The organism is Enterobacter sp. BIDMC 29, from assembly GCF_019378755.1.
GTDB lineage: Bacteria > Pseudomonadota > Gammaproteobacteria > Enterobacterales > Enterobacteriaceae > Enterobacter > Enterobacter ludwigii.
Window position 1 is genome coordinate 4,826,579 of sequence record NZ_CP080000.1, and the last position, 23,225, is coordinate 4,849,803.

A 23,225-nucleotide genomic window follows, 5' to 3' on the forward strand; every position below is an offset into this window, starting at 1 on the left:
TATCCCACGCTGAATTTCTGCGTGGCGTAGCCATCGGTACTGGACCCGTATTTGGAGTCAAAGTCGTTGAAATAGTAAGGGTCGCTGACTTTGGTGTAGTCGACGTTAAACCGCCAGACCTGGTCCATCACCCCGGCATGTTTCCAGTAGAACAACCAGCGGTGTTTATCACCTTCTGTTGGATGCTCATCCTGGAAGACTTTATCCGACGGCAGATAATCCAGTTCCATCAGGCCAGTACCCGCCTGCGTCAGGTAGCGGAACTCGTTTTCCCACATAACGTTGCCGCGCTTATGGATATAGTGCGGCGTGATCGTGGCGTCCATGTTGGGCGCGATGTTCCAGTAATACGGCAGATAGAACTCAAAGTAGTTCGTGGTGCTGTATTTGGCATTCGGGATCAGGAAACCTGAGCGGCGTTTGTCACCCACAGGAAGCTGCAGATAAGGGCTGTAGAAAACAGGTACCGGACCGAGCTTAAAGCGGGCGTTCCAGATCTCGGCAACCTGCTCTTCACGGTCATGGATGACTTCACTTCCGACCACGCTCCAGGTATTAGACCCGGGCAGACAGGACGTGAAGGAGCCGTTTTCGAGAATCGTATAGCGGTTTTCGCCGCGCTGTTTCATCAGGTCTGCATCACCGCGCCCCTGGCGACCTACCATCTGGTAATCACCTTCCCAGACGTTAGTGTCTTTGGTATTCAGGTTTGACCAGGCTTTCGGACCTTTCAGGATGACCTGATTGTCGTCATAGTGCACATTACCCAGCGCATCCACCGTTCGTACCGGCTCGGCCGCACCTTCCGGCTGCTTCTGGTGTAATTGCACTTCATCTGCCTGCAGACGGCTGTTGCCCTGGTTAATATCCACATTGCCAGTAAATGTCGCATTGTCAGGATATGTGCCTTTAGAGCTATCGGCAGTAATGGTTACCGGCAAGCTATTCGTATCGCCCTTTACCAGTGGACGATTATAACTTGGGACGCCAAGCATACACTGCGAGGCGAGATCGGCCGCCAGTCCCTGTTGGCTGTACAGGGCGGTGCCAATCATTGTGGCCAGGAGGGTGGGGATACGTTTTTTCATACGTTGTATTTTATTGTTCCGTCATCAGTGGCTACGGCTTACAAACGCTCAGAGACTATCTTACTCATCAGCGCAGTACCAGCGTTAATCCTGCCCGTTTGCGCGCCAGAGTGTTAGGCTCGCTATCGAATGACGAGTATGATAAAGCAAATTATAGGCGATGTCCTTCAATTGACCGTGGCTTGAACACTGTGATGATGACGTTGCGTCGGCCAGGAACATGACTAACCGGGGAGTATATGCAGTATTGGGGTAAAATAATCGGCGTTGCGTTCGCCATCATCATGGGTGCCGGGTTCTGGGGGATCGTACTGGGGCTTATTATCGGCCATATGTTTGATAAGGCTCGCAGCCGCAAAATGGCCTGGTTTGCCAATCAGCGTGAGCGTCAGTCCCTCTTTTTCTCCACCACGTTTGAGGTGATGGGGCACTTAACCAAATCAAAAGGGCGTGTGACGGAAGCCGATATTCAGATAGCCAGCGTCTTTATGGACCGCATGAATCTGCATGGTGACTCCCGTCTCGCGGCACAAAATGCGTTTCGCATCGGCAAAGCGGATAACTATCCGCTGCGCGATAAAATGCGTCAGTTCCGCAGCATCTGCTTCGGCCGTTTTGATTTAATTCGGATGTTTCTGGAGATCCAAATCCAGGCGGCGTTTGCCGATGGTTCACTTCATCCGAATGAACGCGATGTTTTATACGTTATTGCGGAAGAACTGGGCATCTCCCGTATGCAGTTCGACCAGTTCCTGCGTATGATGCAGGGCGGTGCGCAGTTTGGCGGCGGCTATCACCAGCAGTCCTCTGGCGGTGCCTGGCAGCAGGCGCAGCGGGGTCCGACGCTGGAGGATGCCTGTAACGTGCTGGGGGTGAAGCCATCGGACGATGTGACCACTATCAAGCGTGCCTATCGTAAGCTGATGAGTGAGCACCACCCGGACAAACTGGTCGCGAAAGGTTTACCGCCGGAGATGATGGAGATGGCGAAGCAAAAAGCGCAGGAAATTCAGAAAGCGTACGAGTTGATTAAAGAGAAGAAAAGTTTCAAATAAAAAAAGGCCCGACACTGTCGGGCCTTTTTTTCAGAAGTCGACCGGGGCTTTAAACGTCATTGCATTGCCAAAAACCGGATGGGTGATGGTGAGCGTCTGCGCATGCAGCTGCAGGCGTGGCGCCAGTGCCAGTGCATCGGGCGGCGCGTAAAATCTGTCCCCCAGAATCGGGTGCCCCAGCGCAAGCATATGGACACGCAACTGGTGCGAGCGCCCGGTAATCGGTTTAAGCAGTACGCGCGCAGTGTTATCTGGCGCGTACTCCAGCACTTCATACTCGGTTTGTGCTGCTTTGCCGGTTTCGTAACAGACCTTTTGTTTTGGTCGGTTTGGCCAGTCGCAGATCAGCGGTAAATCCACCAGACCTTCCGCCGGCTGAGGATGCCCCCAGACACGTGCGACATACTGCTTTTTCGGCTCGCGATCGCGGAACTGGCGTTTCAGCTCGCGTTCCGCCGCTTTATTCAGCGCCACTACAATCACACCGCTGGTGGCCATGTCCAGACGATGGACAGACTCCGCCTGAGGATAATCACGCTGAATACGCGTCATCACACTGTCTTTGTGCTCATCCAGACGCCCTGGCACGGACAACAAGCCGCTGGGCTTGTTGACCACCATAATGTGCTCATCCTGATAAAGCACCACCAGCCAGGGATCCTGAGGTGGATTGTAAGGCTCCATCACCATCTTGCGCTCCGTTTACTGATGCGTCACAACGATAAGACGCAGGGCATCCAGACGCCAGCCAGCCTGATTAAGGCTTTCCAGCACCTGCTGACGGTTGCTCTCGATCGCCGCCAGTTCGTCATCGCGGATGTTTGGGTTTACCGCTTTCAACGCTTCCAGACGGGAGAGTTCCGCGGACAGTTTGTCGTCGGCTTCTTGACGTGCGGCATCAATCAGCGCCCGGGCCGCTTTTTCGATCTGCGTTTCACCCAGCTGCAGAATAGCGTGCACATCCTGCTGTACCGCGTTGACCAGCTTACTGCCGGTATGGCGGTTCACCGCGCTCAGCTGGCGGTTAAAGCTCTCGAATTCAACCTGAGCGGCGAGGTTCGTGCCGTTTTTGTCCAGCAGCAGACGCACAGGCGTTGACGGCAGGAAGCGGTTGAGCTGCAGCTGTTTCGGCGCCTGCGCTTCGACAACGTAAATCAGTTCCAGCAACAGAGTACCCACTGGCAGCGCTTTGTTTTTCAACAACGAGATGGTGCTGCTGCCGGTATCGCCTGAGAGGATCAAATCCAGACCGTTGCGGATCAGCGGGTGCTCCCAGGTGATGAACTGCGCATCTTCGCGCGACAGCGCCACATCACGTTCAAAGGTGATGGTGCATCCATCTTCCGGCAGGCCAGGGAAATCCGGGACCAGCATATGGTCGGACGGGGTCAGGACAATCAAATTCTCGCCACGATCGTCCTGGTTTATGCCAACGATGTCGAACAGGTTCATGGAGAAGCTGATCAGGCTGGTGTCATCATCCTGCTCTTCAATGCTTTCAGCGAGCGCCTGGGCTTTTTCACCGCCGTTGGAGTGGATCTCCAGCAGGCGGTCACGGCCCTGTTCCAGCTGTGATTTCAGCGCTTCATGCTTATCACGGCAGGCTTTGATCAGTTCATCAAACCCGTCGGTGTTCTCTGGCGCGGCCAGATAGCCGATCAGATCGGCGTGCACCTGATCGTAAATCGGGCGGCCGGTCGGACAGGTATGCTCAAACGCATCCAGACCTTCGTGGAACCAACGCACCAGTACGGACTGGGCGGTTTTTTCCAGGTAAGGAACGTGGATCTGAATATCATGCGCCTGGCCAATACGATCCAGACGGCCGATACGCTGTTCCAGCAGATCCGGATTGAACGGCAAATCGAACATCACCAGGTTGCTGGCAAACTGGAAGTTACGGCCTTCAGACCCGATTTCGGAGCACAGCAGGACCTGGGCACCGCTGTCCTCTTCTGCAAACCATGCCGCAGCACGGTCACGCTCGACGATGGACATCCCTTCGTGGAACACGGCGGCACGAATACCTTCGCGTTCGCGCAGGACCTGCTCCAGCTGCAGCGCGGTGGCTGCTTTGGCGCAGATCACCAGCACTTTCTGAGAACGGTGCGCGGTCAAATAGCCCATCAGCCACTCAACACGCGGGTCGAAGTTCCACCAGGTGCCGGTATCGCCTTCAAATTCCTGGTAAATCTGTTCCGGGTAGAGCATGTCGCGTGCACGCTCTTCTGCAGTTTTGCGCGCGCCCATAATGCCGGAAACTTTAATGGCCGTTTGGTACTGCGTCGGCAGTGGCAATTTGATGGTATGCAGTTCGCGTTTCGGGAAACCTTTCACCCCGTTACGGGTGTTACGGAACAGGACGCGGCTGGTGCCGTGGCGATCCATCAGCATATCGATCAGTTCTTTACGCGCGGAATCCGCGTTGTCACTGTCGCTGTTGGCCGCCTGCAGCAGAGGCTCAATATCCTGCTCGCCAATCAGATCGCTCAGGGTGTTGAGCTCGTCATTCGAAAGATGTTTACCCGCCAGCAGCAGGGCAACGGCATCGGCGACCGGACGGTAGTTATTCTGCTCTTCAACGAACTGCTCAAAGTCATGGAAGCGGTTTGGATCGAGCAGGCGCAAACGGGCGAAGTGGCTCTCCAGACCTAACTGCTCCGGCGTTGCGGTCAGAAGCAGGACGCCTGGTACGCGCTCGGCAAGCTGTTCGATAGCCATGTATTCCCGGCTTGGTGCATCTTCGCTCCAGACCAGATGGTGCGCTTCATCGACCACCATCAGGTCCCATTCGGCGTCGCACAGATGCTCAAGACGTTGCTTGCTGCGGCGTACGAAATCCAGAGAGCAGATCACCAGCTGTTCCGTTTCAAACGGGTTGTCCGCATCGTGCTGGGCTTCTGCATAGCGCTCGTCATCAAACAGAGCGAAACGCAGGTTAAAGCGGCGCAGCATCTCGACCAGCCATTGATGCTGCAGGGTTTCCGGTACCACAATCAGCACGCGCTCGGCTGCGCCGGAAAGCAGCTGTTGATGCAGGATCATGCCCGCTTCAATGGTTTTCCCCAGGCCCACTTCATCTGCCAGCAGAACGCGAGGTGCGTGACGGCGGCCCACGTCATGGGCGATGTTCAGCTGGTGGGGAATAAGGCTGGTACGCTGACCGCGCAGGCCGCTCCACGGCATACGGTACTGTTCACTCTGGAACTTGCGCGCACGATAGCGCAGGGAGAAGCGATCCATACGGTCGATTTGCCCGGCAAACAGGCGATCCTGCGGCTTACTGAATACCAGTTTGCTGTCGAGCAGCACCTCACGCAGGATGACATTGGCCTCGTCGGTGTCCAGGCGAGTCCCGATGTAGGCGAGCAGTCCATTCTCTTCTTTTACGTCTTCGACCTTTAGCTGCCAGCCGTCGTGGCTGGTCACGGTGTCACCCGGGTTGAACATCACGCGGGTCACAGGGGAATCATTGCGGGCGTACAGGCGGTTTTCACCGGTAGCAGGGAAAAGGAGGGTAACCATTCGTGCATCCACGGCAACCACGGTTCCTAATCCAAGTTCGCTTTCTGTATCGCTGATCCAGCGTTGACCAAGTGTAAAAGGCATATTTGTTCGGCTCTAATCGTAAATTGCAGGCAATAGTTCAACCACCGTCAAAAAAGACAGTCATTGAAAAATGGGTCCGGGAATGGAAAGGGCGCTATGGTACTGGATGGCAGCCATTTCGTCACGTGTCAAAATAGGCCAAGTTGCCCTGTCACTAGTGTAGCAAAGTCGTCGTCGATGAAGGGCAAAATTCCGTCCGCGACCGGCTGAAGCTGACGCGTAAGATAGTGCTCGTAATCCAGAGGCGAATGCTGGTAATCCACGGGTTCCGGGCCGCTGGTGGTCCAGAGGTATTTGATGGTACCCCGGTTCTGATACTGCGGGGCACGCCCCCGGCGCACGTTCTCCTCATCCGCCAGACGCGCCGCGCGGACGTGCGGCGGAACGTTGCGCTGGTATTCCGCCAGCGGGCGGCGCAGGCGCTTGCGGTACACCAGCTGGGCGTCGAGTTCACCGGCCATCAGACTGGCAATTGTTTCACGCACGTAGTCCTGATAAGGCTCGTTGCGAAAGATACGCAGATAAAGCGTTTGCTGAAACTGCTGCGCCAGCGGCGTCCAGTCGGTGCGTACGGTTTCCAGCCCTTTAAAGACCATTCGCTGCTTGTCACCTTCCTGAATAAGACCGGCGTAGCGCTTCTTACTGCCCTGGTCGGTACCGCGAATGGTGGGCATTAAAAAGCGGCTGAAATGGGTTTCAAACTCCAGTTCTAACGCGCTGCTTAACCGCTCTTTTTGCAAACTTTCCTGCCACCAGGCGTTCACAAAAGCCACCAGTGATTTGCCGATTCGCGCGGCATCCTCTTCTGAATGCGCGCCCTTAAGCCAGACAAAGGTGGAATCCGTATCGCCATAAATAACGTCATAACCCTGGGATTCAATCAACGCTTTGGTCTGGCGCATGATGTCGTGCCCGCGCATGGTGATAGATGACGCCAGTCGTGGGTCGAAGAAGCGGCAGGCGCTAGTCCCCAGAACCCCGTAAAACGCGTTCATGATAATTTTCAGCGCCTGAGAAAGGGGCTTGTTGCCATGACGCTTAGCCTCGTCGCGACCGTGCCAGATGTTTCCCACGATTTCCGGCAGACAGTGCTTTTCCCGTGAGAAGCGGGCCCCGAGAAAACCTTCTGTGCTGTGCAAATCGTCAGGCTGCGCCATCCCTTCCACCAGCCCGACGGGATCGATCAGGAAGGTGCGAATAATGGACGGATAGAGGCTTTTGTAGTCCAGCACCAGCACGGAGTCATACAACCCGGGCCGGGAATCCATCACGTAACCGCCCGGGCTTGCCTGCGGTGGCACGTCACCGAGGTTGGGGGCGACATAGCCCGCCCGGTGCATACGCGGGAAATAGAGGTGGCTAAAGGCAGCCACGGAGCCACCGTGCCGGTCAGCGGCGAGGCCGTTCACCGTCGCGCGCTCGAGCAGGAAGGGCATGATCTCCGTTTTGTGGAAAATCTGCGTCACCAGTTCACAATCTTTCAGGTTGTAGGTGGCGAGCGCCGGTTTGTCTTCGTTAAAACGCCGGTCGATTTCATCCATCCTGTCCCACGGATTGTCGATGGATTTCCCTTCGCCGAGCAGCTCCTGCGCCACCGTTTCCAGAGAGAAAGAGGAAAAATTCCAGAAGGCAGATTTGAGCGCCTCAATGCCGTCGATAATCAGGCGGCCATTGGCCTGCGCGAAAAATACACCGTTTTTAAAACCGTGCTCGCGCCATTCCAGCTCGCTGTTTCCGCGCCCCAGCATCAGGGGGATGCGGTAACGTTCAGCATGTTTTTGCAGCACGCGCAGATCGAACTGCACCACGTTCCAGCCGATCAACACATCGGGATCGCGATCGGCAAACCACTGGTTAAGCTTTTCCAGAAGCTGTGGCCGGCTGTTGACATACTCCAGCCGGAAATCCAGCGCGGACGCCTTGCCATTCGGGGGGCCAAGCATATAAACAACCCGATCCCCGCAGCCTTCCAGGCCGATACAGTACAGCTCACCGTGGCGAGTGGTTTCGATATCCAGCGAGACCCATTTCAACGGCGGCCGGTAGGTAGGGTTGGGTTTGAGACGGGCGTTAATAAGGCTGCCGTTTTGCGCGGTGCCGTCGACCCAGACGGGGGCGGTAATAAACCGCTCCATCAAAAAACGTTCTGGCGGGCGGATATCGGCTTCGTACAGGGTCACGCCAGCGTCGCGCAGCAGTTTTTCATAACGCATCAGCTGGCGATGGGCGCGGCAGTAGAGGCCATGTACGGGCTGACGGTGGAAATCTTTCAGTTCAAGCGGTGTCAGGCGCCAGCCATTTTCACCGCGCAGCAGTTGCTTTACTTTCTCAACATGATCGTTCGGGATAAAAGCCACGGATTCCTGCGGCGGCAGGGTCACGTGCAGCGGGCCGTTGTCCGTCGCCAGCCAGAATGCCACCTCGGTGCCCTGAGGAGTATCCCGCCAGTGTCGGGTAAGTAAAAAACCTTCTTGCGCCTGCGCCACGCCGCTATCCCATAAAACAAAACCAGGCTTGATTATAGCCTGGTTGAATATTTTATGCTGGGTATATATACAGTTTACTGCCCGTAATAGGCTTTTGCGCCATGTTTACGCAGGTAGTGTTTATCCAGCAGGGTTGGCTGCATATCCGGAAGCTGCGGTGCCAGCTGGCGGCAGAAGATGCCCATATACGCGACCTCTTCCAGCACAATCGCGTTATGTACCGCATCTTCGGCGTTTTTGCCCCAGGCAAAAGGTCCATGGGAGTGCACCAGCACGCCGGGCATTTGCGCAGCGTCGATACCCTGTTTTTCAAACGTTTCGACGATAACGTTGCCGGTTTCCCACTCATACTCGCCGTTGATCTCTTCATCAGTCATCAAACGGGTGCAGGGAATGGTGCCGTAAAAGTAGTCTGCGTGCGTGGTTCCGGTAGCCGGAATGGACTGGCCGGCCTGCGCCCAGATGGTCGCATGACGCGAATGGGTATGCACAATACCGCCAATGGTCGGGAAGGCCTGGTAGAGCAGGCGATGCGTTGGCGTGTCGGAGGAGGGTTTTTTCTTTCCTTCCACCACTTCGCCCGTGGCGATGCTGACGACAACCATATCTTCTGCGGTCATTACCGTGTAATCCACCCCTGACGGCTTTATCACGAAGACGCCGTGCTCGCGGTCAACGGCGCTGACATTGCCCCAGGTCAGCGTCACCAGATTGTGTTTGGGCAGCGCCAGGTTGGCTTCAAGTACCTGACGTTTGAGATCTTCTAACATGCAATCCTCCAGGAAAAGAGGCCCGCCCTGCGGCAGGCCAAAGGTTCCCCTGTTAACGTTTTGAACCGTAATAGACTTCGTTCCAGCGCAGCGCGTCTTTGAACGCGGGCAGGCGGGTATCGTTATCAATGACGGTCAGTTCGATGTCGTGCAGTTCGGCGAACTGACGCATGTCGTTCAGATCCAGCGCGTGGCTGAAGACGGTGTGGTGCGCGCCACCGGCCAGGATCCAGGCTTCCGAGGCGGTTGGCAGGTCAGGCTGCGCTTTCCACAGGGCGTTGGCGACCGGCAGTTTTGGCAGAGAATGCGGGGTTTCAACCGCATCCACACAGTTCACCAGCAGGCGGAAACGGTCGCCCAGGTCAATCAGGCTGGCGTTGATGGCAGGACCGGTACGGGTGTTGAAGATCAGACGTGCCGGGTCGGCTTTTCCGCCAATGCCAAGGTACTGCACGTCGAGGATCGGTTTCTCTTCAACGGCAATGGAAGGACACACTTCCAGCATATGCGAGCCCAGTACCAGGTCGTTGCCGTTTTCGAAGTGGTAGGTGTAGTCCTCCATAAAGGAGGTGCCGCCCTGCAGACCGGTTGACATCACTTTCATAATGCGAAGCAGAGCGGCAGTTTTCCAGTCGCCTTCGCCGGCAAAGCCGTAGCCCTGCTGCATCAGACGTTGTACCGCCAGGCCGGGCAGTTGTTTCAGGCCGTGGAGGTCTTCAAAGGTGGTGGTAAAAGCATGGAAGCCACCCTGTTCCAGGAAGCGTTTCATGCCCAGTTCGATACGTGCTGCATCCAGCACGTTCTGGCGTTTGTCACCGTGAATTTGTGCCGCAGGGGTCAGACGGTAGCTGCTTTCGTATTCGTCGACCAGCGCGCTTACGTCGCCATCGCTGATTTCATTCACTACCTGCACCAGGTCGCCCACGGCCCAGGTATTCACCGAGAAACCAAATTTAATCTGTGCGGCAACTTTATCGCCGTCGGTGACCGCCACTTCACGCATGTTGTCGCCGAAACGCACCACTTTCAGATGACGAGTATCTTGTCGGGACACCGCCTGGCGCATCCAGGAGCCGATACGTTTTTGCGCATGCTGATCCTGCCAGTGGCCGGTGACGACCGCATGCTGCTGGCGCATACGTGCGCCGATAAAGCCGAACTCACGGCCGCCGTGCGCGGTCTGGTTCAGGTTCATAAAGTCCATATCAATGCTGTCCCACGGCAGGGACGCGTTGAACTGGGTATGGAACTGCATCAGTGGTTTATTGAGGATGGCCAGACCGTTGATCCACATTTTGGCCGGCGAGAAGGTGTGCAGCCACACCACCATGCCAGCGCATTTATCGTCGTAGTTCGCGTCGCGGCAGATGTTCGTAATCTCATCCGGGGTCGTGCCGAGCGGTTTGAGCACCAGTTTGCACGGCAGTTTAGCCTCTGCATTGAGCGCGTTGACCACGTGCTCAGCATGTTTCGTCACCTGTTGCAGCGCTTCCGGCCCGTACAGATGTTGGCTGCCAATGACAAACCACACTTCATAATTATTAAAAATGGTCATTATTGTGTCCTTAATGTGTCAGGGTTGCCGTAGTGTCCGCGGTGTGTTTGGCCGGGGCGGCGACAGGGAGATAGTGAAGTTCGGCGCTTTTTGCCCATTGCTGATAGCGCTGATAAAGCTGTTCAAAACGCTGCGCCTGCTGAGCACGCGGCTGGAGGGTATTTTCGACAGCGCTCGCCATGTGCTGCTGCGCGGTCGGGATATCGGCATGAACGCCTGCCGCAACGGCCGCGAAGATCGCTGCACCGAGGGCGCAGCACTGATCGGAGGCGACAATCTGCAGCGGACGGTTCAGCACGTCACAGCAGGCCTGCATGATTACCGGGTTTTTACGGGCGATGCCGCCCAGTGCCATCACGTTGTTGACGTCAATGCCCTGCTCGGTGAAGCACTCCATAATGGCGCGCGCCCCAAAGGCAGTTGCGGCAATCAGGCCGCCAAACAGCGCTGGCGCGTCGGTGGCGAGGTTAAGATCGGTGATCACCCCTTTCAGGCGTTGGTTGGCAAATGGCGTACGGCGACCGTTGAACCAGTCGAGCACTACCGGCAGGTGATCGAGAGAAGGATTCTTTGCCCACGCGGTGGTGAGCTGCGGCAAAAGCTGCTTTTTACTTTCGGTAATCTGGGTCTTCAGCTCAGGATGCGCCGCGGCCAGCTGATCCAGCGGCCAGCCCAGCACACGGCCAAACCAGGCGTAGATATCGCCAAAGGCGGACTGACCCGCTTCCAGGCCGATAAACTCCGGTACGACGCTACCGTCAACCTGGCCGCAGATGCCTTTTACCGCCCGATCGCCTACGCTGGCTTTATCCGCGGTAAGAATGTCGCAGGTAGAGGTGCCGATAACCTTCACCAGCGTGTTTGGCTGGGCGCCAGCGCCCACCGCACCCATGTGGCAGTCAAACGCCCCGCCGGAGATGGCCACGTTTTGCGGCAGACCCAGGCGCGTCGCCCACTCTTCACAAAGCGTACCCACCGGAATATCGGCGGTGAAGGTGTCGGTAAACAGCGGGTATTGCAGACTCTTGTTGATGACGGGATCGAGTTCATCGAAGAACGCCGCCGGTGGCAGGCCACCCCAGCTTTCATGCCACAGGGATTTGTGTCCGGCGCTGCAGCGTCCGCGGCGGATATCCTGCGGACGCGTGGTACCGGAGAGCAGGGCTGGTACCCAGTCGCACAGTTCAATCCACGATACCGCGGCCTGCGCAACGGATGCGTCCGCGCGGGTTACGTGGAGGATCTTGGCCCAGAACCATTCACTGGAGTAAATACCGCCGATGTAGCGCGAGTAGTCCGTTTTACCGGGCTGGTGACACAAGCGGGTAATGGCTTCGGCCTCTTCAACGGCGGTGTGATCTTTCCACAGCACGAACATGGCGTTTGGGTTATCAGCAAACTCCGGGCGCAGCGCCAGAACATGGCCTTCGGCATCCACAGGGGCAGGCGTTGAGCCGGTACTGTCGACGCCAATCCCGACGATTTCTGCCCGCTGGGCGTCGGTCAGTTCAGCCAGCACGGTTTTGATTGCCGCTTCCATTGACTCAATGTAGTCACGTGGATGGTGACGGAACTGGTTATTTGGCGCATCGCAGTAGCGCCCCTCTTGCCAGCGCGGGTACCACTCAACGCTGGTTGCTATTTCCTGGCCGCTTGTACAGTCCACTGCCAGAGCGCGAACCGAGTCGCTGCCAAAATCGAGGCCAATCGCAATTGCCATGGTGTTGCTCCATCAAAAAACAGGTATGAGAGAACATTAGAGACTGGAGGCGAAAATCGTCAGGCAGGATCCGCTAATCTTATGGACTAAATTGCTGTTGCAATAGAAAGTGTGACGCCGTGCAAATAATCAATGTGGACATTTCTGCCGCACTTATAGACACTTTTGTTACTGCTGATCTGCCCCCGTGGGCGGAGAAATCAGGGGAAAAGGCTGAAACATGGCGGACGTAAAAGAGGCGTGATGCTTTTTGGATCTTTTCGCGGGCCATTTTTATACTGCTTTTATCGATATGGACAATTGGTTTCCTTCAGGACCCTTGGGAGAACTGAATCTATGGCCGAAACGCAAAACGATCCCTTATTACCGGGCTACTCGTTTAATGCTCACCTGGTGGCGGGGCTGACCCCTATTGAGGCTGAGGGATATCTCGATTTTTATGTCGACCGACCGCTCGGGATGAAAGGGTATATTCTGAACCTGACGGTGCGTGGGGAAGGGATTATCAAAAATAACGATCAGCAGTTTGTCTGCCGTCCGGGCGATATGCTGCTGTTTCCGCCGGGGGAGATCCACCACTACGGGCGCCACCCGGAGGCCAAAGAGTGGTATCACCAGTGGGTCTACTTCCGCCCGCGCGCCTACTGGCAGGAGTGGCTCTCGTGGCCGGCTATTTTTGCGCACACCGGTTTTTATCGCCCGGACGAGGTTCATCTGGCTCAGTTCCGCGAACTCTTTGCCCAAATTATTGAAGCGGGGCAGGCGGGTGGCCGGTATGCCGAACTGCTGGCGATTAACCTGCTTGAACAGGTGCTGTTGCGCCGGATGGAGGCGATAAACGCGTCACTTAATCCTCCGCTGGACAACCGCGTGCGCGACGCCTGCCAGTACATCAGCGACCATCTGGCCGACAGCCAGTTCGATATCGCCAGCGTCGCCCAGCATGTGTGTCTCTCACCGTCGCGGCTGTCACATCTGTTCCGTCAGCAGCTGGGCGTTAGCGTCCTGAGCTGGCGTGAGGACCAGCGTATCAGCCAGGCGAAGCTCCTGCTCAGCACCACCCGCATGCCTATTGCCACCGTGGGGCGCAATGTGGGCTTTGAAGATCAGCTCTATTTCTCCCGGGTATTTAAAAAATGCACCGGTGCCAGCCCCAGTGAATTCCGGGCAGGATGTGAATAAACGGTAAAAAAAGATAAACAAGCAGGTGAACTGTCGAAGCAACCTGTAAACTATTCAGACAATTGTTGTCTTGACGCGGTGCAGGGCGCTAAGCAGAATCCCTGATTCGTTTTCTGACCGGAATAGTTATGCAGGCATTGCTGGAACATTTTATCACCCAGTCCGTTATGTATTCGCTTATCGCCGTTGCGCTGGTGGCGTTTCTGGAATCGCTTGCACTTGTTGGGTTGATCCTCCCCGGCACGGTGATGATGGCGGGGCTGGGCGCGTTGATTGGCAGCGGTGAAGTGAATTTCTGGCAGGCGTGGATGGCGGGGATTATCGGCTGTTTACTCGGCGACTGGATCTCCTTCTGGCTGGGCTGGCGCTTTAAGAAACCGCTGCACCGCTGGTCGTTCATGAAAAAGAACAAAGCCTTGCTGGATAAAACCGAACACGCGCTGCATCAGCACAGCATGTTCACGATCCTCGTCGGTCGCTTTGTTGGACCAACGCGTCCGCTGGTGCCGATGGTCGCGGGGATGCTGGATCTGCCGGTTGCGAAATTCGTGGTGCCGAACATCATCGGCTGTGTTTTCTGGCCGCCGTTCTATTTTCTGCCGGGGATCCTGGCAGGGGCCACCGTTGATATTCCTGACGGAATGCAAAGCGGTGAATTTAAGTGGTTGTTGCTGGCTACGGCCCTGCTGTTGTGGATCGCTGCCTGGCTGTGCTGGCGACTGTGGCGCAGCGCGAAAGCGAATGTTGATCGCCTGACGCGTTATCTGCCACGCTCGCGCCTGCTGTGGCTCGCGCCGTTAATGCTGGGGGTTGCCGTGGTGGCGCTGGTCGCCCTGATTCGCCACCCGCTGATGCCGGTGTACGGTGAAATCCTCTTGAAGGTGGTGAGCCGTTAATCTGTTTCCCTCTCCCGTGGGAGAGGGTCAGCCCGCACTAATGCCCAACAATGAAGACGCCCCTGCGTGACCACTGAGCAGTTCCTCTGTGCCGCCATCCCAGGCAATTCGCCCTTCTGCAATGACCACCGATCGTTGCGCAATCCGCGCGGCATCCTCAATGCTGTGCGAAACCATCAGCATTGTCAGTTGCTGACGCTGGCACACGTCCTGCACCAGGGTAAGCATCTCCTGGCGCAAGGCAGGATCGAGTGCAGAGAAGGGCTCATCCAGAAGCAGTATGGGCTGCTCGCGCACCAGGCAGCGCGCCAGCGCCACCCGCTGACGCTGCCCGCCGGAGAGGGCTTCGGGGAGGCGATCAATAAACGCGGTAATGCCCATCTGAGCGGCAATCAGCTCCAGCTTCTGGCGCTGACCGTCGTTGAGTTTCAGGCCAGGATCCATACCCAGGGCGATGTTTTGCCGCACCGTCAGGTGCATGAACAGATTATTTTCCTGGAACAGCATCGACACCGGACGTCGGGCGGGTGGCGTGCGCGTATGGTCGCGGTTTTCAATCACTATCGACCCGCTCGCCGGTTGCAGAAAACCGGCAATCAGATTGAGCAAAGTACTCTTTCCGGCCCCGCTCGGACCCAGAACCGCAATCATCTCTCCCTGACGAACCGAAAGGGAGAAGCGCATTGGCAGATGCTGGTAGAGCCAGGTTACATCAGTCAGTTTTAACATTACGCCCCGGAAGTTTTTCGATAACGGTAAATAAGGCAAAGCAGAGCACCAGTAACAGCAGCGCCGTGACGGCTCCCTCCTGGCTACGATAGGAGCCAATTTGCTGGTACAGCCAGTACGGCAGGGTGCGGAAATCTTCATTACCGAAGAGCGCCACGACACCAAAATCACCAATTGAGAGCACACAGGCGAAGGCCAGGGCCTGGGCCAGCGGGCGTTTCAGCGCACGCAGTTCGATAATCTTTAGCCGCTGCCAGCCCTGCAGACCGAGCGACTGGCACAGCAGCGCGTAGCGGCTGTTGATGTCTCGCATCGGATTTTCCAGCACCTTCAGCGCGTAGGGGATCGCCATCAGGGCATTGGTGAAAATCACGATGCCGTCGGCGTTTTCCGGCAGGCCAATAGTGCTGTTGAACAGTAAAAAGAACCCCGTCGCCAGTACAATGCCGGGCATCGCCAGGATCAGCATGCCTGTCAGCTCCAGGGCGTGCCCGGCTTTACGGGCCTGACGCGCATAAAGCTCGCGGCTGCTCCATAAAAGCATCATGGTCAGCATGACACACAGCAGCCCGGCGGCGAGCGCGATCCGTAACGAGGTCCACGTTGCCTGCCAGAGAACGGGCTGCTGCAACACGGTAACGAGATTCAGGTTCAGGCCATCGACGATGACGGCCATCAGCGGCGGAAGCAGAAGCAGCAGCGCCAGCGTGATAAGCAGCAGATCAGCGATCCGGCTATGCATGCTGTCCTGCGGGTCGCGCCAGCCGGTTATCTGATTACTGCCCGGCGGGATGGCTTTGCTCAGACGCTGGCTCAGCAGCACAAGGCACAGGCAGCAAACCATCTGCACCATCGCCAGCAGCGCGGCGCGGCCGGGGTCATAGTCGTAACTGAGCGCCTGGTAAATTGCCAGTTCGATGGTGGTGGCCTGCGGGCCGCCGCCGAGTGAAAGCACGGTGGCAAAACTGGCGAAACAGAGCATAAAGATCAGAGCCGCAACCGGCGGGATCTGACGACGCAGCCACGGCCATTCGACCAGGCGGAAGAAGGATACGCCGCGCATGCCCAACTGGGCGGCAAGCTGGCGCTGTTCACCGGGGATGTTTTCCAGTGCCTGTAAAAAGAGTCTGGTCGCCATCGGCATATTGAAAAAGATGTGCGCCAGCAGAATGCCCTTCAGTCCGTAGGGCGAGAAGCGCCACTCCAGACCCATCAGGCTGAAAAGTGAAGCCAGCCACCCCTGACGGCCATAGACGCTCAGGATGCCAAACACGGCCACCAGGACCGGCAGGATCAGCGTCATGGCGCACAGGCGCAGCAGGGCCTGCCTGCCGGGGAAACGGCGGCGATAAAGCGCGCGTGCCAGGAAAATGGCGGGGATAACCGACAGCAGCGCAGAGAGAAAGGCCTGCCAGAAAGAGAAACGGATAACGTGCCAGAGATAACTGTCGTGCCAGAGCGCGAACAGGTCGCTCTCTGGCGCGTTAAACCATAAGGCAAGGAATGCGCCCAGACTGACCGCCACCATCAATATGGCGGCGAGCAGCCCAGGAATTAACCAGCCGGGAATTAACGGCTGACGGCGCGTTGCCATTCACTTACCCATGCTGCTCGCTGCGCGGCAACCTGCTGAGGCGTAAACTCCAGCGAGGTTTGCGGTTTGGTCAGTTTCTCAAAGCCCGCTGGTAACGTCACGCTGGTCACGGGGTACATCCAGTTACCCGCTGGAATCGCGTTCTGGAATGCCGGGGAGACCATAAATTTCAGGAACTTCTCAGCCAGTTCGGGCTGTTTGCTGGATGCCGTGCGGGCTGCCACTTCGACCTGCAGATAGTGCCCTTCAGCAAAACCGGCGGCGGCGTAATTGTCTTTCTTCTCGGCGATAATGTGGTAAGCCGGGGAGGTGGTGTAGCTCAGAACCAGATCACTTTCCCCTTTCAGGAACAGACCGTAGGCTTCACTCCAGCCTTTTGTCACGGTGACGGTTTTGGCGGCCAGCTTCTGCCACGCTTGCGGAGCGTCATCGCCGTAGACTTTCTGCATCCACAGCAGCAGACCCAGGCCTGGCGTACTGGTGCGAGGATCTTCATAAATAACGCGCCATTTATGCTCGCTTTCGACCAGTTCCTTCAGGCTTTTCGGCGGGTTTTTAAGCTTGTTTTTGTCGTAAACAAACGCGAAATAACCGTAATCGAACGGCACAAAGGTGTCGTTCTGCCAGCCGCCCGGGACGCTGACGGCATCGGTGGCGACGCCGCTTTTGGCAAATAGTCTGGTTTTCGAGGCGGCCTCCAGCAGGTTGTTATCCAGCCCAAGCACCACATCGGCTTTACTGTTTTTGCCTTCCATGCGCAGGCGGTTAAGCAGCGAGACGCCATCTTCCAGCGCCACAAACTTCAGTTCGCACTGACAGTCAGCTTCAAAGGCTTTTTTCACCACCGGGCCCGGACCCCAGTCGGCTGAGAAGGAGTCGTAGGTGTAGACTGTCAGGACGGGCTTCGCGACAGCAGGCAGCGCAAACAGCGCCAGAAGGGGGAGAACTTTTTTTAACACTTTGCACCTCAAGGTTGAGTGGCAAAGGATTTTGAGTGACAGCCTCAAATCCCTTCGCCGGCGTTATCCGGATCAGGTTCGACGGGTATTATCTCAGCGCACATCAGTGATGCAGCACCCCGTTGAGAACGGCGCTATTGTAATGATTTGGCAAATATTACGAAAGTGTTATGGCTCCGGCGGCGAAAACCAGGCGGATTTAAAATCAAACCAGCCCAGCGTATTCATTCTGACACCGCGCATACTACGCTGCCCCTGGATCATCAGCCAGTGGTGGATTAACGGCACGATCGCTTGTTCAGCCAGCAACTGCTGGCACCATGAGGCCAGATTCATGTCGCCGGCGCGCCAGCGTGCCGCGTCCTGCTGCCAGTCCCGGTCTATGCAGTGCTGGATAAGCGGGACCTCATACAGATGAGAGAAGAGCGAGAAATCAAGCGGCAGGGTAAAGTTGGCGCTGTTAAGCCAGATGTCGCTGACGATCTCCCCCTGATGCCATTCATCGTAATCCACCTCTTTGACATCCAGCCTCACCCCAACGGCGGCCAGCAGTCGGGTCATGATTCTGGCGATAAAGCGGTGCTCAACGTGCTCGCGATAGTAGGTCAGGGTGATGGACTCCAGCCCGGCGGGCTTGTCGCAGTATGTCGGACGGGCGTGATGCCAGCGAGGAAGCAGACCATACGCCGGGAACCAGTAGGTTTGGTACTGCTCCTCCGCATGATAAATCAGGCTGGAGGGCGACAACACGTGGCTTATCCATTTGCGCACCTCATGGTTTGCCCCGCGATGGGTACGGCTGTCGAACAGCAGGTAGTAGCACCCTTCTTCGAGCCGGCTCTCCACGGCCTTTTCGCCCGTGGTGGGCCCTTCCAGCGTCAGCCCGGCGCTCAGCTCTTCATTGAGATCCGGTAATACCCACACGTTCACTTCGTCGATCAGCGCCCGGTAGCCAAAATAGTCATCAAAAGCGCGGATTTTCAGCTGGTTGTTGTTATTGCGCGATACAGAGTAGGGGCCGGTGCCGATCGGCAGGCTGGCAAAATTATTCATCGATTCCCATTCACCGGGCAAAATCATCGACGGTACATAGCCCAGCAGCCACGGAAGCCATTTGTCCGGCTGAGACAGTTCAACATCCAGTGTCCATGCCGTAGGGGAGTGAACGCGTGAAATATGGGAATAGAGCGGTAGCGTGCAGGCGCGCTCTAAAGAGGCAATCACATCGACCATCTCCAGCTCGCGGCCGTGATGGAAATGAATACCAGGACGTAGAAAGAAGCGCCAGTGAAGAGGAGAAAGTTGCTGCCAGTGGTGCGCAATATCCGCTTCCAGTTCCCCATTTTCCTCATTTATGCGCGTCAGGCCGCTGAATATTTGTCGGGCCATATGGGTTTCAGAGCGGCGTAACGCCGTGCCGGGTAACAGGTTTTTCATCGGTCGATAGTAGAGCACCCGCAGAATGTGGCGACCCTGACGAAAGCTGCGCCCGAGATGCGACACCAGCATCTGGCGTACTGCCGCTTTGTCCCCCACCAGCTGCACCAGTTGGTCGATGCGGTCCTGTTCCAGCAGGTCTTCCGCCCGCTGCTGCTGCAACGCCAGCCCGGTATACAGGAAGGTCAGGCGCGAGCGTTTTCCGCGACCCGCCTCGGCCTCCCAGTTGAGCCAGCCCTGCTGCTGCATGGTATTAAGCAGCGTGCGCATGTGCCGGCGCGAACAGCTGAGCAGGTCCGCCAGCTCGTTCAGCGTGGTCTCCTGCGATCGCCCCTCGCAGCATTGCCAGAGGCGGATAAATTGTTGTTGCAGACGACCAGATGGCATAAAAGGGGAACTCCTGACAAAAAATCAGCAATTTATTAATCCCTATATTAGGCCAATAATTCTTCCCGATGAAGTGAGGAGGTAAATTATGAAGAGGTCTACCGCACGTCAGTTTTATCAGCGTTATTTTTCAGCGACGCAGGGAGCGTCCTGGCTGGCCCGCCAGTGTGCAGAGCAACGGTTGAAAATCCTGGAAGATCTGATGCAGTGGGACGTTACGAAACCGACCTCTTCTTGCTAACTCGCCTCGATCATGTGTGACTGAGTATTGGTGCTTATCACCCGCCAGCAAAATGTTTTTGCTGGCTTTTTTCGTTTACTATTCACCCACTTTCGATTCGCTTTCACAAGGACTTGCGCATGCTCTGGTTGATGACGATGGGGCGACGCCTGAACGGCGTGTATGCCGCTTTTATGCTGGTGGCCTTTATGATGGGCGTGGCGGGGGCATTGCAGGCTCCGACGCTGAGTCTGTTTCTCAGCCGTGAGGTGGGGGCGCAGCCGTTTTGGGTGGGGCTGTTTTATACCGTGAACGCCATCGCCGGGATCCTGGTCAGTCTGGCACTGGCAAAACGATCGGACAATCGGGGCGATCGTCGCAAACTGATCCTCTTTTGCTGCGCCATGGCCGTGGGTAACGCGCTGCTGTTTGCCTTCAATCGCCATTACCTGACGCTGATTACCTGCGGCGTGCTTCTGGCGTCGCTCGCCAATACCGCCATGCCGCAGCTGTTCGCGCTGGCCCGTGAATACGCGGATAACTCGGCGCGGGAAGTGGTGATGTTCAGCTCGGTCATGCGTGCGCAGCTCTCTCTGGCCTGGGTGATCGGCCCGCCGCTGGCGTTTATGCTGGCGCTGAACTATGGCTTTACCACCATGTTTTCCATCGCTGCCGGCATTTTTGTCATCAGCCTGATACTGATTGCCTTTGCGCTACCCTCGGTGGCGCGAGTGGAGCAGACGACCGATAAACCCATCACCCAGGTGAGCGGCTGGCAGGATAAAAACGTCCGCATGCTGTTTATCGCGTCCATGCTGATGTGGACCTGCAACACCATGTACATCATTGATATGCCGCTGTGGATCAGCAGCGATCTGGGGTTGCCGGACAAGCTTGCGGGGATCCTGATGGGGACGGCTGCCGGCCTGGAAATTCCGGCGATGATCCTGGCGGGTTATTACGTTAAGCGTTTTGGAAAACGCCGCATGATGATCGTCGCCGTGGCGGCGGGAGTGCTTTTTTATCTGGGGCTGATCGTCTTCCATTCGCGCGAAGCACTGCTTGCGCTGCAGCTGTTTAACGCCGTGTTTATTGGCATCGTGGCCGGGATTGGGATGCTCTGGTTCCAGGACTTAATGCCGGGACGGGCAGGCTCTGCCACTACGCTCTTTACCAACAGCATTTCAACGGGCGTTATTCTGGCAGGGGTGATTCAGGGGGCGTTGTCACAAACCTACGGTCACGCGTCAGTGTACTGGATGATTGCGGCCATTTCCGTGGTGACGCTGGTGCTAACCTGCCGGGTAAAAGATGTGTGATTCTGAAAGGCGGCTTCACGCAATAAAACGATTTTCTGACAGGGTCTGAGAAGGCGCATAGCGCGCGTGGCGTCAGCCGAGGCTGTTTGCCTCAGGCTGACGCAAGAGGCAAACAGTAATGAGGCCCACATCAATTAACATTGATGGTGTACTGCACCATTTTGTTGGACGATGTTGATCTTCACCGGGATGGTACGCAGCCTACCCCATAAACGCAGGCTGTTTTTGCTCATAGGCGGAGATGGCATCTTCGTGCTGCAGCGTCAGGCCAATACTGTCCAGGCCATTCAGCATGCAGTGACGACGAAAGGCGTCAATGCTGAAGCTGTAGGATTTATCACCCGCTTTCACCACTTCCGCTTCCAGATCCACTTCAAACGAAATCCCAGGATTTGCCTTCACCAGGGCGAACAATTCGTCCACTTGCGCATCGCTCAGCGTCACCGGCAGCAGCTGGTTATTGAAGCTGTTGCCGTAGAAGATATCGGCAAAGCTTGGGGCGATAACCACTTTAAACCCGTAGTCGGTGAGCGCCCAGGGTGCATGTTCACGGGAAGAGCCGCAGCCAAAGTTTTCACGCGCCAGCAGAATCGATGCGCCTTTAAACTCCGGGAAGTTCAGCACGAACTCGGGATTGGGCACTTCGCCTTTGTCGTCCAGGAAACGCCAGTCGTTAAACAGATGCGCGCCAAACCCGGTACGGGTCACCTTCTGCAAAAACTGCTTTGGAATGATGGCGTCAGTGTCGACGTTAGCGGCGTCCAGTGGGACAACCCGGCCCGTATGTTGGGTAAATTTCTCTGCCATGATTGTCTCCTTATTTCAGGCTGCGAATATCGGCGAAATGACCGGTCACTGCCGCAGCGGCGGCCATTGCCGGGCTGACCAGGTGAGTACGCCCACCGCGGCCCTGACGGCCTTCAAAGTTACGGTTACTGGTGGAGGCACAACGCTCGCCAGGATTCAGGCGGTCATTGTTCATGGCCAGGCACATGGAGCAGCCAGGCAGGCGCCATTCGAAGCCCGCTTCGATAAAGATCTTATCCAGGCCTTCAGCTTCCGCCTGGGCTTTCACCGGGCCGGAACCCGGCACGACCAGCGCCTGAACGCCCGGTGCCACTTTACGGCCTTTGGCAATCTCGGCCGCCGCGCGTAAATCTTCGATACGGGAGTTGGTGCAGGAGCCGATAAACACTTTATCAATGGTCACGTCAGTCAACGGAATGCCTGGCTTCAGACCCATATAGGCCAGCGCTTTTTCCGCACTGGCGCGCTCGACCGGATCGCTGAAAGAGGCCGGGTCAGGAATATTATCGTTAACGGAAATCACCTGGCCCGGGTTGGTTCCCCAGGTGACCTGTGGCGCAATGTCTTCCGCCTGCAGCGTAACCACGGTGTCAAACGTCGCACCATCGTCGGTTTTCAGGGTTTTCCAGTACGCAACCGCCTCAATAAAATCCTGGTCTTTCGGCGCGTGCAGACGGCCCTTCACATAGCTGAAGGTTGTTTCGTCTGGCGCAACCAGGCCCGCTTTTGCCCCCATCTCAATGGCCATGTTGCAGAGCGTCATTCGGCCCTCCATGCTCAGTGCCTGGATGGCTTCACCGCAGAATTCCACCACGTGACCGGTGCCGCCTGCGCTGCCGGTTTTACCGATGATGGCCAGCACGATGTCTTTGGCGGTAATGCCCGGGGCCGCTTTGCCTTTCACTTCAATCTTCATGGTTTTGGCGCGGCCCTGTTTCAGGGTCTGCGTCGCCAGAACATGTTCGACTTCAGAGGTACCAATACCGAACGCCAGGGCCCCAAACGCGCCGTGGGTGGCCGTGTGGGAGTCACCGCAGACAATGGTCATGCCTGGCAGGGTGATGCCTTGTTCTGGCCCCATCACGTGGACGATACCCTGATACGGGTGGTTCAGATCGTAGAGCTCGACGCCAAATTCGTTGCAGTTTTTGATCAGCTCCTGCATCTGGATACGCGCCATTTCGCCCGACGCATTGATATCTTTGGTTTGCGTGGAGACGTTGTGATCCATTGTCGCGAAGGTTTTACCTGGCTGGCGCACCGGGCGCTTATGCGCACGCAGCCCGTCGAATGCCTGAGGGGAGGTAACCTCGTGCACCAGATGGCGATCGATATACAACAGTGGGGTTTCGTTTGGTGCCTCGTAAACTACGTGCGCATCAAACAATTTTTCATATAACGTTTTCGCCATG

The 23,225-nt window shown here is 56.7% G+C and carries 18 protein-coding genes and 1 riboswitch; of the genes, 5 read left to right on the forward strand and 13 right to left on the reverse strand.

The features are described 5' to 3' along the window. Nucleotides 1-1,088, reverse strand: a 1,088-nt coding sequence (gene lptD / locus JTA15_RS21000) for an LPS assembly protein LptD (protein ID WP_255580130.1), incomplete at its 3' end; no start/stop codon positions are given. A 239-nt stretch (nucleotides 1,089-1,327) separates the two neighbouring features. Here lptD and djlA point away from each other — a divergent pair. Further along, a complete protein-coding gene (djlA, locus tag JTA15_RS21005) occupies nucleotides 1,328-2,143 on the forward strand; it encodes a co-chaperone DjlA (protein WP_014168599.1) in 816 nt (271 codons plus the stop codon). Nucleotides 2,144-2,173: 30 nt separating this feature from the next. Here djlA and rluA read toward each other — a convergent pair whose 3' ends face one another. The 6 genes from rluA to araB form a co-directional block, all read right to left on the reverse strand. After that, nucleotides 2,174-2,833 (reverse strand): bifunctional tRNA pseudouridine(32) synthase/23S rRNA pseudouridine(746) synthase RluA, encoded by a 660-nt coding sequence (gene rluA, locus JTA15_RS21010; protein WP_014168600.1) that lies wholly within the window; start codon nucleotides 2,831-2,833, stop codon nucleotides 2,174-2,176. A 12-nt stretch (nucleotides 2,834-2,845) separates the two neighbouring features. Further along, nucleotides 2,846-5,752, reverse strand: coding sequence for an RNA polymerase-associated protein RapA (gene rapA, locus JTA15_RS21015; RefSeq protein ID WP_040018606.1), 2,907 nt, complete (start codon nucleotides 5,750-5,752; stop codon nucleotides 2,846-2,848). Nucleotides 5,753-5,880: 128 nt separating this feature from the next. Continuing rightward, nucleotides 5,881-8,238, reverse strand: coding sequence for a DNA polymerase II (polB, locus tag JTA15_RS21020; protein ID WP_219372686.1), 2,358 nt, complete (start codon nucleotides 8,236-8,238; stop codon nucleotides 5,881-5,883). A gap of 74 nt (nucleotides 8,239-8,312) precedes the next feature. Then, the gene (gene araD, locus JTA15_RS21025; protein WP_032679615.1) at nucleotides 8,313-9,008 is read right to left on the reverse strand and encodes an L-ribulose-5-phosphate 4-epimerase; all 696 of its coding nucleotides are present in this window, start codon (nucleotides 9,006-9,008) and stop codon (nucleotides 8,313-8,315) included. Nucleotides 9,009-9,060: 52 nt separating this feature from the next. Continuing rightward, the gene (araA, locus tag JTA15_RS21030; RefSeq protein ID WP_014168604.1) at nucleotides 9,061-10,563 is read right to left on the reverse strand and encodes an L-arabinose isomerase; all 1,503 of its coding nucleotides are present in this window, start codon (nucleotides 10,561-10,563) and stop codon (nucleotides 9,061-9,063) included. Nucleotides 10,564-10,573: 10 nt separating this feature from the next. After that, nucleotides 10,574-12,283, reverse strand: coding sequence for a ribulokinase (gene araB / locus JTA15_RS21035; RefSeq protein ID WP_219372687.1), 1,710 nt, complete (start codon nucleotides 12,281-12,283; stop codon nucleotides 10,574-10,576). A 336-nt stretch (nucleotides 12,284-12,619) separates the two neighbouring features. Here araB and araC point away from each other — a divergent pair, with 336 nt between their 5' ends. Together araC and JTA15_RS21045 are read left to right on the forward strand one after the other, a co-directional pair. Beyond that, nucleotides 12,620-13,465 (forward strand): arabinose operon transcriptional regulator AraC, encoded by an 846-nt coding sequence (gene araC / locus JTA15_RS21040; protein ID WP_025205437.1) that lies wholly within the window; start codon nucleotides 12,620-12,622, stop codon nucleotides 13,463-13,465. A gap of 128 nt (nucleotides 13,466-13,593) precedes the next feature. Then, entirely contained in the window at nucleotides 13,594-14,361 is a 768-nt protein-coding gene (locus tag JTA15_RS21045) for a DedA family protein (protein WP_014168607.1), read from the forward strand. 27 nt (nucleotides 14,362-14,388) lie between these two features. On the opposite strand, the gene thiQ is transcribed toward JTA15_RS21045, so the two are convergent. The 4 genes from thiQ to sgrR form a co-directional block, all read right to left on the reverse strand. Continuing rightward, nucleotides 14,389-15,090: a thiamine ABC transporter ATP-binding protein ThiQ gene (gene thiQ / locus JTA15_RS21050; RefSeq protein WP_219372688.1), complete on the reverse strand. Its 702-nt coding sequence runs from the start codon at nucleotides 15,088-15,090 to the stop codon at nucleotides 14,389-14,391. Beyond that, nucleotides 15,074-16,684, reverse strand: a complete 1,611-nt coding sequence (gene thiP / locus JTA15_RS21055) for a thiamine/thiamine pyrophosphate ABC transporter permease ThiP (protein ID WP_219372689.1) — start codon at nucleotides 16,682-16,684, stop codon at nucleotides 15,074-15,076. The genes thiQ and thiP overlap by 17 nt, the downstream gene beginning before the upstream one ends. Next, on the reverse strand, nucleotides 16,660-17,643 hold the full coding sequence (thiB, locus tag JTA15_RS21060; protein ID WP_181239590.1) for a thiamine ABC transporter substrate binding subunit: 984 nt from the start codon (nucleotides 17,641-17,643) through the stop codon (nucleotides 16,660-16,662). Before thiB ends, thiP begins: the two co-directional genes overlap by 25 nt. A 31-nt stretch (nucleotides 17,644-17,674) precedes the next feature. Next, a riboswitch (TPP riboswitch) is annotated at nucleotides 17,675-17,775 on the reverse strand. Nucleotides 17,776-17,811: 36 nt separating this feature from the next. Next, the gene (gene sgrR, locus JTA15_RS21065; protein ID WP_014168611.1) at nucleotides 17,812-19,467 is read right to left on the reverse strand and encodes an HTH-type transcriptional regulator SgrR; all 1,656 of its coding nucleotides are present in this window, start codon (nucleotides 19,465-19,467) and stop codon (nucleotides 17,812-17,814) included. Between the two features lie 88 nt (nucleotides 19,468-19,555). Here sgrR and sgrT point away from each other — a divergent pair, with 88 nt between their 5' ends. Further along, on the forward strand, nucleotides 19,556-19,708 hold the full coding sequence (gene sgrT, locus JTA15_RS21070; protein ID WP_014168612.1) for a glucose uptake inhibitor SgrT: 153 nt from the start codon (nucleotides 19,556-19,558) through the stop codon (nucleotides 19,706-19,708). Between the two features lie 119 nt (nucleotides 19,709-19,827). Further along, nucleotides 19,828-21,006 carry a sugar efflux transporter gene (locus JTA15_RS21075; protein WP_020882570.1) on the forward strand — a complete coding sequence of 393 codons (1,179 nt, stop codon included), beginning with the start codon at nucleotides 19,828-19,830 and terminating at the stop codon, nucleotides 21,004-21,006. Nucleotides 21,007-21,207: 201 nt separating this feature from the next. Here JTA15_RS21075 and leuD read toward each other — a convergent pair whose 3' ends face one another. Both leuD and leuC read right to left on the reverse strand, forming a co-directional pair. Continuing rightward, on the reverse strand, nucleotides 21,208-21,813 hold the full coding sequence (gene leuD / locus JTA15_RS21080) for a 3-isopropylmalate dehydratase small subunit (RefSeq protein WP_014168614.1): 606 nt from the start codon (nucleotides 21,811-21,813) through the stop codon (nucleotides 21,208-21,210). Nucleotides 21,814-21,823: 10 nt separating this feature from the next. Further along, on the reverse strand, nucleotides 21,824-23,224 hold the full coding sequence (leuC, locus tag JTA15_RS21085; RefSeq protein WP_020882571.1) for a 3-isopropylmalate dehydratase large subunit: 1,401 nt from the start codon (nucleotides 23,222-23,224) through the stop codon (nucleotides 21,824-21,826). Nucleotide 23,225: the final 1 nt, after the last annotated feature.

Bases quoted from the DNA above. Each gene is read 5' to 3' on its own strand.
- thiP (WP_219372689.1), bottom strand. From the start codon at position 16,684: ATGGCAACGCGCCGTCAGCCGTTAATTCCCGGCTGGTTAATTCCTGGG.
- araC (WP_025205437.1), top strand. From the start codon at position 12,620: ATGGCCGAAACGCAAAACGATCCCTTATTACCGGGCTACTCGTTTAAT.
- thiQ (WP_219372688.1), bottom strand. From the start codon at position 15,090: ATGTTAAAACTGACTGATGTAACCTGGCTCTACCAGCATCTGCCAATG.
- araA (WP_014168604.1), bottom strand. From the start codon at position 10,563: ATGACCATTTTTAATAATTATGAAGTGTGGTTTGTCATTGGCAGCCAA.
- sgrT (WP_014168612.1), top strand. From the start codon at position 19,556: ATGAAGAGGTCTACCGCACGTCAGTTTTATCAGCGTTATTTTTCAGCG.
- JTA15_RS21045 (WP_014168607.1), top strand. From the start codon at position 13,594: ATGCAGGCATTGCTGGAACATTTTATCACCCAGTCCGTTATGTATTCG.
- araD (WP_032679615.1), bottom strand. From the start codon at position 9,008: ATGTTAGAAGATCTCAAACGTCAGGTACTTGAAGCCAACCTGGCGCTG.
- sgrR (WP_014168611.1), bottom strand. From the start codon at position 19,467: ATGCCATCTGGTCGTCTGCAACAACAATTTATCCGCCTCTGGCAATGC.
- araB (WP_219372687.1), bottom strand. From the start codon at position 12,283: ATGGCAATTGCGATTGGCCTCGATTTTGGCAGCGACTCGGTTCGCGCT.
- leuC (WP_020882571.1), bottom strand. From the start codon at position 23,224: ATGGCGAAAACGTTATATGAAAAATTGTTTGATGCGCACGTAGTTTAC.
- leuD (WP_014168614.1), bottom strand. From the start codon at position 21,813: ATGGCAGAGAAATTTACCCAACATACGGGCCGGGTTGTCCCACTGGAC.
- rapA (WP_040018606.1), bottom strand. From the start codon at position 5,752: ATGCCTTTTACACTTGGTCAACGCTGGATCAGCGATACAGAAAGCGAA.
- djlA (WP_014168599.1), top strand. From the start codon at position 1,328: ATGCAGTATTGGGGTAAAATAATCGGCGTTGCGTTCGCCATCATCATG.
- rluA (WP_014168600.1), bottom strand. From the start codon at position 2,833: ATGGTGATGGAGCCTTACAATCCACCTCAGGATCCCTGGCTGGTGGTG.
- JTA15_RS21075 (WP_020882570.1), top strand. From the start codon at position 19,828: ATGCTCTGGTTGATGACGATGGGGCGACGCCTGAACGGCGTGTATGCC.